Genomic DNA, 12,490 nt, shown 5'->3' with positions numbered 1-12,490 from the left:
ACGTCCCTCGATTGGGTGCTCGGGCAGTCTCAGCGAGCAGGCGGGTTGCGCCATCCGATGATGACCTCGTCGCCAGGCTTGAGGTCGTTCGCGATGACTTCGGTGCGCTTGCCATCGCCCGCGCCGGTCGCAACATAGACCCGGCGCGGCTCTCCGTCCGCCGAAACGAGATAAATGCGCGCCCTGCTGCGATCAGCCGAGTTTTCCGGTTCGAAGGTCAGCGCGGCATCGGGCACCAGCATCACGCCCTTGCGCGGCGGCAGGGCGATCTCGACGGTGGCGGCCATGCCGGGGCGAACGGTCTGCGCCGGATTTTCCAGCGTGAACGCCGCGCGGCGCGAACCCGGCGCATCGGCGCGGTCCACCAGCACGCGCGCCAGCGTGGCCTGCTGCGCTTCGTCCGGCATCGCATCCAGCCGCACCCGCGCGACCGTGCCGGTGCCGATCTCGGCATTGCCGGCCTTGGCCAGCGGGACCTCGATCTCCAGCGTCTCGTCGCTGGCCGCCAGCGTGAACAGGCGCATCCCGGTGCGGACGCGCTGGCCGTTGCTGATGTTGCGATCGACCACGAAGCCCGAGAACGGCGCGCGGACCACGGCGGAAGCCAGCTTCTCGCTATCGGCCTTCAGGCTGCTTCTTGCGGCGGAAAGCCGGGCTTCGGCGGCGGAAACCTCGCGGCCGGCACGTTCCACGGCGCCGCGCGCACCTTCGAGTTCGTTGATCGCGGGAACCCGGTGGCCGGAGCGCCGCCAGACATCCTCGAACCGGCCGAGCTTGGCCGCCGCCTCCTCGCGCGCGGCGCGGGCGGCCTCAAGGTCGGATTCGGCGGCGGACACCAGCGCACGGTCCGCGGCCAGCGTGCTGCGCAGGGGCTCGGCGTCGATGGTGGCAAGGACTTGCCCTTCCTCCACCTTGCCGCCGGCCGGAACGCCTTCCGCCGTGACGGTGCCGTCCAGCGCCGCCGCCAGCACGACTTCGCCGCTGCCGTGGACAGTGCCGCGCTCGGACACCAGCGGCGTCACGTCGCCGCGTTCGACCAGGGCGGTGTAATAAGGAGAATCGGTGCCGCCCAGGAACCGCATCAGCAGGAAGATCGAGGCGATCACCGCCAGCGCCAGCAGCGCGAGGCTGAGCTTGTGCCCCCGCCCGCGCCGGTTGCCCGCGCCCAGGAATGTATCGAGTACGCCCGTTTCGGCTTCAGTCACAGGCCGCGCCCCCCACCGGCGGTTCGAGGTCGGCGGCGGACCAGCCCGCGCCTTCCAGCCTGTGCAGGCGGATCACCGCCGCCGCGCGGTCGGCATGGAGCGAAACCCGCGCCTCTTCGGCGGCCAGTGCTGCCGCCTCGGTGACGTAGAGCGTGGCGAAATCGCCGAAACCGGCGCGATAGGCCGCGCGCGCATCGGTAACCGCGCGCTTCGCCTGCGCGGCCGCATCGGCCAGCGCGGCTTCCCGCGGGCCGAATGCGGCAAGCGCCTGGCGCGCCGAAACCATCTCGGCGCGGGCATCGGCCTGCGTCTTGTCGAGCTTGCGAATCGCCTCCCGCAAGGACGGCGGCACGGCCGCGCCATCCGGGTCGGCACGCGCCGCGTCGAGCTGCTCCTGCGTCACCTTTTCGTGCGCGAGGCTGGATTCGAGGCGGCTGCGCAGGGCCATGAGGTCCGCCCGGTGAAGCGGAGCATCGGGGGCGGGCGCGGTGCCCGGCGGGAAAGCGGGAATCTCTGCGCTTTCGCCGAGCGCGGTCAGCAGGGCATCGCCGTCCATCCCGGTCATCGCCGCAAGCGCGGCGCGCGCGGCATCGAAGCGGGCGCGCGTGGAAGCGACATCGGCATCGACCACGCCGGCCATGCTGTTGCCCAGCCCGCCGTCGATCGCGGTGACGAGCCCGGCCTGGCGGCGGAACTCGGCGATCACCGCATTGTCGCGGAACTGGTCGAGCCGCTCTGTCCGCAGCACGAGGATTTGCTGGAGCCTGCGAACCTGCACATAGGCCTGCGCCACTTCGCTGGCGCGGTCGGCGCGGGCCTGCGCATAGGCATAGGCCCAGGCGGAGCGGGCAGCGTCACGCTCGGGCGCCTCGTCCTTGCCCACCAGCGCGCGGACCTTCCCGGCCAGCCGCCGCGAAGCCGCCGCGTCGCTTTCCTCCTGCTGGTGAAGCCGCGCGGCCCGGCAGGCCAGATCGCCATCTGCGGCAAGGCCCCGCTCCACGAGGTTCGCGAGCAGCGGATCGCCTGCCGATTTCCACCAGTCCCCATCGGTCGGCGCTTCCACGGGGGGCGCCAGCGACAGGCTGGCGTGGACTTCGGGCGCCTGCGGCGTGGCGCAGGCGGCCAGCGCAAGCGGCACCGTAGCGGCCAGGGCACGGGGCAACGAACGGGGCAGCGCACGGGCCAGCGCCAGTACGAGCGGGCCGCCCGCGCGGCTTATGACAGCATGGTTTCGCACGTTGGCTGCGATAGCAGCAATGTTCGCAGAGGCAATCGTGCTGCGTATGCGAAGGCACCAACTTCTTGCAGTTCGGGGTAAAACCCCATCGCCGCCGCAGGCCGGAACATCCCTTTCGGCGCCCGTTTTCCTGCTGGCCAGACCGTAATTCATCGAACGTCCCATCCTCCCGTGCATTCGGCTTCGGGAACCGAACGCACGGGACGGAAGAGAGTTGTCGAAATGCTTCGCGGTCAGGCGGCGTGGGCCGGCGAGCAGGGGCTCCGCCAGTTTACGACCTAGACCGGAAGCCCCACGTAGTTCTCGGCGATCACCCGCCGGGCGTGTTCGCTCGATGCGATATAGTCTAGCTCGGCAAGCTGCATCCGGCGCTCGAAGGGGCCATCGTCGGGGAAGCGGTGCATGAGCTTGGTGAGCGACCAGCTGAACCGTTCAGAAGCCCAGACCCGGCGCAGCGCCTTGGCCGAGTAGCCCGCCACGGCGTCGTTGTCGCCCGCCTTGAAGAACGCGCCGAGCGCCTCGCAGGCGTAGTAGACGTCGCTGGCGGCAAGGTTGAGGCCCTTGGCGCCGGTGGGCGGCACGATATGCGCGGAATCGCCGCAGAGAAGCAGGCTGCCGTGCCGCATCGGCTCGAACACGAAGGAGCGCAGCGGCGCGATCGACTTTTCGATGGAAGGGCCGCGCGTGATGTGCGCGGCGGCATCGGGGCCGAGGCGGATCGAGAGTTCGTCCCAGATGCGCTCGTCGCTCCAGTCCTCCAGCTTCTCGGTCAGCGGCACGTCGATATAATAGCGGCTGCGCGTGTGGCTGCGCTGCGAGGCGAGCGCGAAGCCGCGTTCGTGGTGCGCATAGATCAGTTCGTGATTGCACGGCGGCACGTCGGCCAGGATGCCGAGCCAGCCGAAGGGGTAGACGCGCTCGAAAGTCTGGCCGACGCTGGCCGGGATCGCCGCGCGCGAGGGACCGTGGAAACCGTCGCAGCCGACGATGAAGCGCGCGTCGATGCGGTGCGCCTCGCCGTCTTTCATGTAGGTAACGAAAGGCGCGTCGCTCTCGATATCGTGCAGGGCGACATCGGCGGCCTGGTAGATCACTTCGAGGCCGCGTTCCTCGCTCGCTTCCATCAGGTCGCGCGTGAGTTCGGTCTGCCCGTAGACCATGACCTGCTTGCCGGTCAGCGCCTTGATGTCGATGCGGATCAGGCGTTCGCCGTCGGCCAGGTTGAACCCGTCATGCGGCAGCCCTTCGGCTTTCATCCGGGCATCGAGGCCGAGGCGCTCCATCAGTGCGACGGTGCCCTGTTCGAGCACGCCGGCGCGGATGCGGGAGAGGACATATTCGCCGGTCTGCCGCTCGACGACGACACAGTCGATGCCCTCGGCACGCAGCAGGTGTCCGAGCAGAAGTCCGGCCGGTCCGGCCCCGACGATGGCAACTTGAGTGCGCATGTTCGCATTCTCCCAATTTCAGACCTGCGGGCTCTCGCTCCTCTTGCGGGGGAGCCTCGCTTCGCCCTTGGGATTGACAGGCGCCGCCACCTGGCGGAATGCACCGGACGGCCATTCTTCCGGTACTTTCGAGACACGCCATGACAACAGCCCGGCCCGTCCCCTCTTATGTCCTCTATGGCGAGGACATACCCGACAGCTCGCCGGAATTCGGTCATATCGAGACGATAGCGGCCCGAAGTTCCTTGCACGACTGGGAAATCGCACCGCATCGCCATGTGCGCAGCGTGCAGGTCATGCTGGTATCGAAGGGACAGGTCACGCTCACGATCGACAATGTCACCGAGACGCTGGAGGGGCCGTGCCACATCGTCGTGCCGGTGGGCAGCGTCCATGGCTTCCGTTTCCGGCCGGAAACGGTCGGCTACGTGCTGACGCTGTCGAGCGGCTTCGCGCAGCGCCGCAGCGCCGACGCGGACCCGATGCTGCATGCCCTCACGCACGGGCGCGCCGGGATGACGCCGGCAGAGGTGCAGGATCGGGTGGAATTCCTGTCCGCCGAAATGCTGGGCATCACGCAGGACTGGCGGCGGCCGAGCGGCCTGTTCCTCGCCATGGCGGAAGCCCTGCTGCGCTCGCTGGTGCCGGAGATCGAGGCCGACGGCGGCGACCACGGCAGCGACCTGCGCCTCTCGCGCCTGCGCCACCTCGTGGAACTGCACTTTCGGGACCAGTTGCCGATCGGCTGGTATGCGCAGCGGCTGGGCATGACCACGCGCACCCTCACCCGCCTGTGCCGCGCAAAGCTGGATTGCTCGCCGCAGGAACTGCTTCACGCCCGCCTTGCCCTGGAGGCGCAGCGCCTGCTCTGCTTCGCCAATGCCAGCGTTGTGCAGGTCTCGAACGAACTGGGCTTCTCGGACCCGTCGTACTTCTCGCGGTTCTACTTGCGGATGACGGGGCATCGCCCGCACCTCGACAAGTCCACTCACGCCCATGGAGAATGAGGGCGCCCGGCCCTCACCCTCCCGTCAGGTCAGGTCAGGTGACGTCCATCGCGTAGCCGGCGGCGCGCACGGTGCGGATCGGATCGGTGTCACCGTCGCGGTTGATCGCCTTGCGCAACCGGCGGATGTGAACGTCCACCGTGCGCTCGTCGATGTCGGAGTCCATGCCCCAGACCCCGTCGAGGATCTGCTGGCGCGAGACCACCCGGTTCGGGCGTTCCATGAAGTAGCGCAGCAGGCGGAATTCGGTGGGGCCGAGGTGCAGTGCCTCGCCGCCGCGGCGCACGCGGTGGCTGGTGGCGTCCAGCTCGATGTCGCCCCACTGGAGCACGTTGCCCGCCAGCGAAGGCCGCGCGCGGCGCAGCAGCGCCTCGATACGGGCCAGCAGTTCGCGCGGGGAGAACGGCTTGGTCACATAGTCGTCCGCGCCGGTCTTGAGGCCGCGGATGCGGTCCTCCTCCTCGCCGCGGGCGGTGAGCATGAGGATCGGGATCTGCGCCGTGTCCTTGTCCTTGCGAAGCTGGCGGCAGACCTCGATGCCGGGCACATGCTCGATCATCCAGTCAAGAATGATGGCATCGGGCACCTGTTCCTGCACCATCAGCAGGGCTTCCTCGCCGTCGCCGGTGCTGCGCACCTGGTATCCTTCGGCGCTGAGGTTCCAGGTGAGCAGTTCGCAAAGGGCGCGGTCGTCTTCGACGACAAGGACGGAAGGGTTCACGGCAGGTCCCTTGTATCGTCGGTCTGGCTGTCGCGCTCGGCGTGGTATTCGCCGGTCGCGGCATAGTAGACCATTTCGGCGACATTGGTGGCGTGATCGCCGATGCGTTCGAGGTTGCGGGCGATGAAGAGAAGCTGCGCGGCGCTGGAAATCGTCGCCGGGTTCTCCATCATGTGGGTCAGCAGCGAGCGGAACAGCGTGTTGTAGAACTGGTCCAGCTTCTCATCGCGGCGGATCACTTCCTGCGCCAGCGCGGCATCGCGCGAGCCATAGGCATTGAGCACGTCGCGGACCATGCCCTCGGCAATCTCGGCCATCATCGGCACGAGTTCGAGCGGCTCGATCTTGCCCCGGTTTTCCAGCGCATTCACGCGCTTGGCGATGTTCTTCGCATAGTCGCCGATGCGCTCGATCACGCCGGAGATCTTCAGCGCGGCGATCACGTCGCGCAGATCGTCGGCCATGGGCGCGCGCAGCGCGATCGTGCGGACGGCGAGCCGGTCCACTTCGGCTTCCAGCGCATCGAGGCGCGCATCGGCCGCGACGACTTGCGCGGCGAGTTCCTCGTCGTGCTGCGTGAGCGCGACGATGGCGTCGCGGATCGCGACTTCGGCGAGCCCGCCCATTTCGGCGACGAGGCCGCGAAGCTGCCCGATCTCGCTGTCGAAGGCCTTGACTGTATGATCGACCATTTGGTGTCTTCCCTGAATTTCCCTGACTTATAGCACCGGCGGCGGGCCGATCAGCCGTAGCGGCCGGTGATATAGTCCTTGGTCTTTTCCTCGCGCGGGGTAGTGAAGATCTGGCTGGTGTCGCCATATTCCACCAGGTTGCCGAGGTGGAAGAACGCCGTGCGCTGCGAAACGCGCGCGGCCTGCTGCATCGAGTGCGTGACGATGACGATGGCGTAAGTGTCCTTCAGCTCGTCGATCAGTTCCTCGATGCGCGCGGTGGCGATCGGGTCGAGCGCGGAGCACGGCTCGTCCATCAGGATCACTTCCGGGCTGACGGCAATGGCGCGGGCGATGCACAGGCGCTGCTGCTGGCCGCCCGACAGCGCGGTGCCGGGCTCCTGCAGGCGGTCCTTCACCTCGTCCCACAGGCCCGCCTTGGTCAGCGAGCTTTCGATGATCCCGTCGAGGTCCGCCCTGGACGGCGCCAGGCCGTGGATGCGCGGGCCATAGGCGATGTTCTCGTAGATCGACTTGGGGAACGGGTTCGGCTTCTGGAACACCATGCCGACGCGGGCGCGCAGGGCCACCGGGTCCATCGAGGCGGCGTAGATGTCCTCGCCGTCCAGCAGGATCTCGCCGGTGACGCGGGCATCCGCGATCGTGTCGTTCATGCGGTTCAGCGAACGCAGGAACGTCGACTTGCCGCAGCCCGAGGGGCCGATGAAAGCGGTGACGAGGCCGTTGTCGATCTCGATAGAGACGTTGTTGATGGCCTTTTTGGGGCCGTAGAACACGTCGACGTTACGGGCGGTGAGTTTGGCTTTTGTCATGTCTCTACCAACGCACTTCGAACTTGTTTCGAAGGTAAATCGCAAGGCCGTTCATCGCCAGCAGGAAGACCAGCAGGACGATGATCGCAGCGGAAGTGTTCTGGACGAAACCGGCGTCGATCTCGTCAGACCACAGGAAGATCTGCATCGGCAGCACGCTGGAGGGATCGGTGATCCCGCCCGGCGGGGTGACGACGAAGGCGCGCATGCCGATCATCAGCAGCGGCGCGGTTTCACCCAGCGCGCGGGCCATGCCGATGATGGTGCCGGTGAGGATGCCGGGCAGCGCAAGCGGCAGGACATGGTGGAACACCGTCTGCATCTTGCTCGCCCCGATCGCCAGCGCGGCGTCGCGGATCGAGGGCGGCACCGCCTTGATCGCGTTGCGGCCCGAGATGACGATGACCGGCATCGTCATCAGCGCCAGCGTGAGGCCGCCGACCAGCGGCGAGGAGCGCGGCATGCCCAGCGTATTGATGAACACCGCAAGGCCCAGCAGGCCGAAGATGATCGAGGGCACCGCCGCGAGGTTGTTGATCGAGACTTCGACCCATTCGATCCAGCGCGCGCGGGGAGCGAATTCCTCGAGGTAGATCGCCGCCAGCACGCCCATCGGGAACGAGAGCAGCAGGGTGACGAGCATCGTCAGCAGCGAACCCTTGGCTGCCCCCCAGACGCCGGCGACGTCGGGATCGGTTGAATCGGAGCCGGAGAGGAAGTTCCAGTCCAGCCCGCCGAGGCCGTTCTTCAGCATGATGACCAGCAGCAGCGCCAGGAAGGCGAGGCTGAGGACGATCGCGCCAAGACCGATCAGCTTGAAGCGGCGCTCGGAGGCATTGCGGCGGGAAATCCGGCGCAATGCCTCGGGCGTTTGCCAGCGTGCATTGCCGTGGGTGCCGTGGGGGACGGCGCCCCCGGCGGTGCCCCCGCGCGCGTCACTGAGAGATGCGTTACTCATAAGCTTCCCGGAAGCGCTTCACCACGCGCAGCGCGATGATGTTGAGGATGAGCGTGACGATGAACAGCACCAGGCCCAGCGCGAAGGCGGACAGGGTCTTGGGGCTGTTGAATTCCTGGTCGCCGGTCAGCATCTGCACGATCTGGTAGGTGACCGTGGTCATCGAGGCGAAGGGATTGGCCGAAAGGTTCGCGGCAGCGCCCGCGGCCATGACGACGATCATGGTCTCGCCGATGGCGCGGCTGATCGCCAGCATCACGCCGGCGACGATGCCGGGCAGCGCGGCAGGCAGCAGCACTTTCTTGATCGTTTCCGACTTGGTGGCGCCCAGCGCCAGCGAACCGTCGCTCATCGCGCGGGGCACGGCAGCCAGAGCATCGTCCGCCATCGAGGAGACGAAGGGAATGATCATCACGCCCATGACGACGCCGGCAGCCAGCGCGCTCTCGGTAGACGGGTTGGACATGCCCAGCGAACCTGCAAAGTCGCGGAAGATCGGCGCCACCGTCAGCGCGGCGAAGTAGCCGTAGACCACCGTGGGAATGCCCGCGAGGATCTCCAGCATGGGCTTCAGCCACTTGCGGATCGTGCCCGAGGCATATTGCGTGAGGTAGACCGCGCTCATCAGGCCCAATGGGATGGCCACGATCATGGCGATGATCGCGCCGATGTAGATCGTGCCCCAGAACAGCGGCACCGCGCCGAAGCTGTCGGCCAGGTTGTCCGGCCGTGCATTGCCGGGCGACCAGTGCGTGCCGGTGAGGAACGCGATCGGCGAAACGTCCTTGAAGAACATCCCGGCCTCGAACACCAGCGAGGCGACGATGCCGAACGTGGTCAGCACCGCCATCAGCGAGGCGATCAGCAGCAGTCCCAACACGCCGCGTTCCACGCGGGTGCGCGCGGGATAGCCGGCCCGGATGCGGGTGAAGGCCCAGCCGCCGCCGGCCAGCGCGACGATCGCCACCACCAGCCCGCCGATCAGCCCGAAGCGGCCATGCGCCTCGCGGACCGGGACGGACAGGCTGTTGGACAGCGGATTGAACGCCACCGCATCGGGATTGTCGGCAATGGTCTTCGCTTCGGCAAGGATCGCCGCGCGGCTCATCGCATCGGCGGGAAGCTGCTGCGCGGCGGGGTCGGCCATGACCGCCCCGTCCACGAGGCCAGGCATGATCGCCTGCCACGCCCCCCAGGCGACCAGCGCCGGGATGACGATCCACAGGGCGACGTGCCATGCGTGATAGCCGGGCATCGAATGCATCGAGCCCCGGCCGGTATGGAGCAGCCGGGCCCGGCCCGTTGCGGCAAACCAGCCGACGAGACCGAGGCCGAGGACGGCCAGGAGAACTCCGGTGAGAATCATGAATGGCCGCCCTTCGCGTCCCAGTCGTCCAAGGTGATTACTTCAGTTCGGCCGGGTCGAGCACGGTCATCTTGGCGGCGATCTCGGCGCTCTTGCGGCGCACGTCCTCAGGCGCGATCACCATGCCCTTGGCCTTGAGCGAACCGTCGGGGCCCCACGACTTGGCCCATTCGGCCACGTAGCCCAGGAGGTCCTTGATCGGGCCGAGGTGCTGCTTCTTCACGTAGATGTAGAGCGGGCGGGCGCCGGGATAGGTGAAGTCGGAAATGGTGGCGTAGGTCGGCTCGATCCCGGACATGGTGATGCCCTTGATGGTGCCGGTGTTTTCCTCGAGGAACGAGAAGCCGAAGATGCCGATCGCCTTGGGGTTCTGCGAGATCTTCTGGACGATCAGGTTGTCGTTCTCGCCGGCGTCAACATAAGGGCCGTCCTCGCGGATGTCGTGGCAGATCGCCTCGTACTTGTCCTTGGCGGTTTCCTTGAGCGCGGCGGTCACGGCATCGGTCTTGCAGCCTGCTTCGAGGATCAGTTCCTTGAGAGCATCGCGCGTGCCCGAAGTCGAAGGCGGGCCATAGACCAGGATCGGCTCGTTCGGCAGCGACGGGTTCACGTCCTTCCAGGTCCTGGCGGTGTTCGGCTTGCCATAGGGATTGGCGGCCAGCGCCTTGTAGACGTCGGTCGGGGTCAGCTTCATGCCGGGGCCGTTCTTGCCCTCGGCGAAGGCGATGCCGTCAAGGCCGACCTGGATCTCGACGATCTCGGTCACGCCGTTCTTGCGGCATTCCTCGAATTCCGACTTCTTGATGCGGCGCGAGGCATCCTCGACGTCGGGGTGCTGGGCGCCGACGCCCGCGCAGAACAGCTTCATGCCGGCGCCGGTGCCGGTCGATTCGACCACCGGGGACTGCGCGCCGGTCTTCGCATACTGTTCGGCAATGACGTTGGCGAAAGGCGCCACGGTGGAGGAGCCCACGGCTCGCACGAAATTGCGCGAACCCGCGGTGGAGCCGCCCGAACCGCCACAGGCGCTCAGGGCCAGCACGGAAACGGCGGCAACAATGATTGTCTTGGTCGGACGCATGGATTTGACCCCTTGGGATTTCTTCTGCGACGCCCCTATTGGGATAGCATGACACTTCCATGACAATGAAGTGACATAACTCGGCAAGTCACGCAAATGCTGGGGTTCCAGCGCTTCGAACCGCCACCCGGCCAGGCGCCGCGAACCTGTTCTGGGCCTCGGCCGGGTCAGCAGGATGACAATCGTGAGACGTCGCGCAGGGAGGCGCCCGGCCGTTCAGCCGCCGGTCCCGGAGTCGCGCTGCGGCCCGGCGCCTCTCCTGCGCGACGTGTCGGGATTGTTTCCCGCCCGTGTCGATGAGAAACTCGATCATGTCGCCGGTGCGACTCCGGCCGAATCCCGGATCGGGCGCGGATACCCGAACGAAGCCCCCCGCGCCGATCGTCATATTCGTCATATTCGCAGTCACAATCGTCATCAAACTGTCACTGAACGGCAATAGTCGGCCTCGTCGCGCCCAGCACATCGGTGCAGCGCTCTGGAGAATGCCTGATATGCGCCTCGTCATGGCCTGCGCGACCGCCGTCGCCATCGTTCTGTCCGCCCCCGGCGCCCATGCGCAGGCGATCTCGGCTGAGGAAGCGGAAGTTCTCCGCGCGCAGATCCGCACGATGAAGGCCCAGATGGAGGCGATGGAAGCGCGGCTCAACGCGGCCTCCCCCGCCGCAGCCGCGGCACAAGCCTCCCCCGCCGCAGCCGCGGCACAGGGCACCGCCCAGAGCGCCGCGCCGGCCGGCACGCCTGCCATTGCCGCCGGCACCGCCGCTCCCGCCCCCCGCGCCGGCGACAAGGACGCCACCAGCATCGACTGGAAGGGCAGCCCGCAGTTCGCGCAGGGCGACCGCGCATTCAAGGTCAAGGGCCGCATCCAGGCCGACGCCAACTATGTCAGCGCGCCCGGCAGCCTCGACGACAAGGGTCTTGGCTTCAACAACGAGATGCGCCGCATCCGACTCGGCGCCGAAGGCGCGCTGGGCGCCGGTTTCGACTACAAGCTGGAACTGGAACTGTCCGACAACGCGGTCGATCTGGTGGATACCTATGTGGGCTATCACACCGGCCCGTGGCAGATCCGGCTCGGCAACCAGAACTCCTTCCAGTCGCTGGACGAACTCACCGGCGACACCTCCGGCAGCGTGATGGAGCGCGCCGCCTTCACCGACGCCTTCAACTTCGAACGCCGCCTCGGTCTCGCCTTCCAGTACGGCAAGGGGCCGTGGCTGGCGCAGGCGGGCGTGTTCACCGACGACATTTCCGCGCTCGCCAACGACAGCGACGGCGAGAACGGCGGCGACGAGAACAACAGCTACGGCCTCGACGGCCGCCTCGTCTTCGCGCCGAAGATCGGCGATCTCCAGCTGCACTTCGGCGGCTCGGCCCACTGGCGCCGCCTCGGCCGCCTTGCCGAAAGCGACACCCGCTACCGCCAGCGCCCCTTCGTCCATTCGACCAACACGCGCCTGATCGGCACCCCGGCGATGAACGTCTCGGAGGAGGATCACTACGGCGTGGAATTCGCCGCCATTCGCGGCCGCTGGCACGCCGCCGCCGAATATCACGCGCTCACCGCCAACCGCGTCGACGCCTCCACCGTCACCTTCCAGGGCGCCTATGCCGAGACCGGCCTGTTCCTGACCAAGGGCGATCATCGCGGCTACAAGGAAGGCATCTTCCGCGTCGAGAAGCCTGCCCACCCGGTGGGCGAAGGCGGCATCGGCTCGGTCCTGTTCACGCTGCGCTACGACTGGCTCGACCTCAACGACCGTGACATTCGCGGCGGCACCCAGAACGGCTACATCGCCGCGCTGGTGTGGGAGCCGATCCAGAACCTGCGCTTCAACGTGAACTATGCGCTGATGGACTATACCGGCGCCAAGGCCCTGCCCTCCGGCAAGACCGACTACGACGCGCAGGTCATCGGCACCCGGTTCGAACTGGATTTCTGAGGGCGAACAGCCTGCCG

The 12,490-nt window shown here is 67.3% G+C and carries 11 protein-coding genes; 2 read left to right on the top strand and 9 right to left on the bottom strand.

Features of this window, described 5'->3' with window-relative positions; genetic code table 11:
• Positions 1 to 29 precede the first annotated feature (29 nt).
• The 3 genes from ADT71_RS19105 to pobA all read right to left on the bottom strand — a co-directional run bounded on the left by ADT71_RS19105 (position 30) and on the right by pobA (position 3,890).
• The gene (locus ADT71_RS19105) at positions 30 to 1,205 is read right to left on the bottom strand and encodes an efflux RND transporter periplasmic adaptor subunit (protein WP_054439342.1); all 1,176 of its coding nucleotides are present in this window, start codon (positions 1,203 to 1,205) and stop codon (positions 30 to 32) included.
• Positions 1,198 to 2,442, bottom strand: coding sequence for a hypothetical protein (locus ADT71_RS19100; protein WP_054439340.1), 1,245 nt, complete (start codon positions 2,440 to 2,442; stop codon positions 1,198 to 1,200). The genes ADT71_RS19105 and ADT71_RS19100 overlap by 8 nt, the downstream gene beginning before the upstream one ends.
• A 278-nt stretch (positions 2,443 to 2,720) precedes the next feature.
• Positions 2,721 to 3,890 (bottom strand): 4-hydroxybenzoate 3-monooxygenase, encoded by a 1,170-nt coding sequence (pobA, locus tag ADT71_RS19095; RefSeq protein WP_054439338.1) that lies wholly within the window; start codon positions 3,888 to 3,890, stop codon positions 2,721 to 2,723.
• Between the two features lie 140 nt (positions 3,891 to 4,030).
• On the opposite strand from pobA, the gene ADT71_RS19090 reads away from it, so the two are divergent.
• Entirely contained in the window at positions 4,031 to 4,897 is an 867-nt protein-coding gene (locus ADT71_RS19090) for a helix-turn-helix domain-containing protein (RefSeq protein WP_054439336.1), read from the top strand.
• Between the two features lie 34 nt (positions 4,898 to 4,931).
• Here the strand turns inward: ADT71_RS19090 and phoB are convergent, their stop codons facing one another.
• From phoB to ADT71_RS19060, 6 genes are read right to left on the bottom strand one after another with little or no spacing between them, the layout of a single operon-like run.
• On the bottom strand, positions 4,932 to 5,618 hold the full coding sequence (gene phoB / locus ADT71_RS19085) for a phosphate regulon transcriptional regulator PhoB (protein WP_054439334.1): 687 nt from the start codon (positions 5,616 to 5,618) through the stop codon (positions 4,932 to 4,934).
• A complete protein-coding gene (gene phoU / locus ADT71_RS19080) occupies positions 5,615 to 6,310 on the bottom strand; it encodes a phosphate signaling complex protein PhoU (RefSeq protein ID WP_054439332.1) in 696 nt (231 codons plus the stop codon). Before phoU ends, phoB begins: the two co-directional genes overlap by 4 nt.
• A 50-nt stretch (positions 6,311 to 6,360) precedes the next feature.
• Entirely contained in the window at positions 6,361 to 7,122 is a 762-nt protein-coding gene (gene pstB / locus ADT71_RS19075; RefSeq protein ID WP_054439330.1) for a phosphate ABC transporter ATP-binding protein PstB, read from the bottom strand.
• 4 nt (positions 7,123 to 7,126) lie between these two features.
• Positions 7,127 to 8,080 (bottom strand): phosphate ABC transporter permease PstA, encoded by a 954-nt coding sequence (pstA, locus tag ADT71_RS19070; protein ID WP_132469284.1) that lies wholly within the window; start codon positions 8,078 to 8,080, stop codon positions 7,127 to 7,129.
• Positions 8,073 to 9,446: a phosphate ABC transporter permease subunit PstC gene (gene pstC, locus ADT71_RS19065; RefSeq protein ID WP_054439326.1), complete on the bottom strand. Its 1,374-nt coding sequence runs from the start codon at positions 9,444 to 9,446 to the stop codon at positions 8,073 to 8,075. The genes pstA and pstC overlap by 8 nt, the downstream gene beginning before the upstream one ends.
• 37 nt (positions 9,447 to 9,483) lie before the next feature.
• The gene (locus tag ADT71_RS19060; RefSeq protein ID WP_054439323.1) at positions 9,484 to 10,527 is read right to left on the bottom strand and encodes a substrate-binding domain-containing protein; all 1,044 of its coding nucleotides are present in this window, start codon (positions 10,525 to 10,527) and stop codon (positions 9,484 to 9,486) included.
• Positions 10,528 to 11,012: 485 nt separating this feature from the next.
• On the opposite strand from ADT71_RS19060, the gene ADT71_RS19055 reads away from it, so the two are divergent.
• Positions 11,013 to 12,473: a porin gene (locus ADT71_RS19055; RefSeq protein ID WP_347812938.1), complete on the top strand. Its 1,461-nt coding sequence runs from the start codon at positions 11,013 to 11,015 to the stop codon at positions 12,471 to 12,473.
• Positions 12,474 to 12,490: the final 17 nt, after the last annotated feature.

This window comes from Novosphingobium sp. ST904, assembly GCF_001298105.1.
GTDB lineage: Bacteria > Pseudomonadota > Alphaproteobacteria > Sphingomonadales > Sphingomonadaceae > Novosphingobium.
The sequence above is the reverse complement of the archived record's forward strand: the minus strand, read 5'-3'. Positions and strand labels throughout refer to the sequence as shown.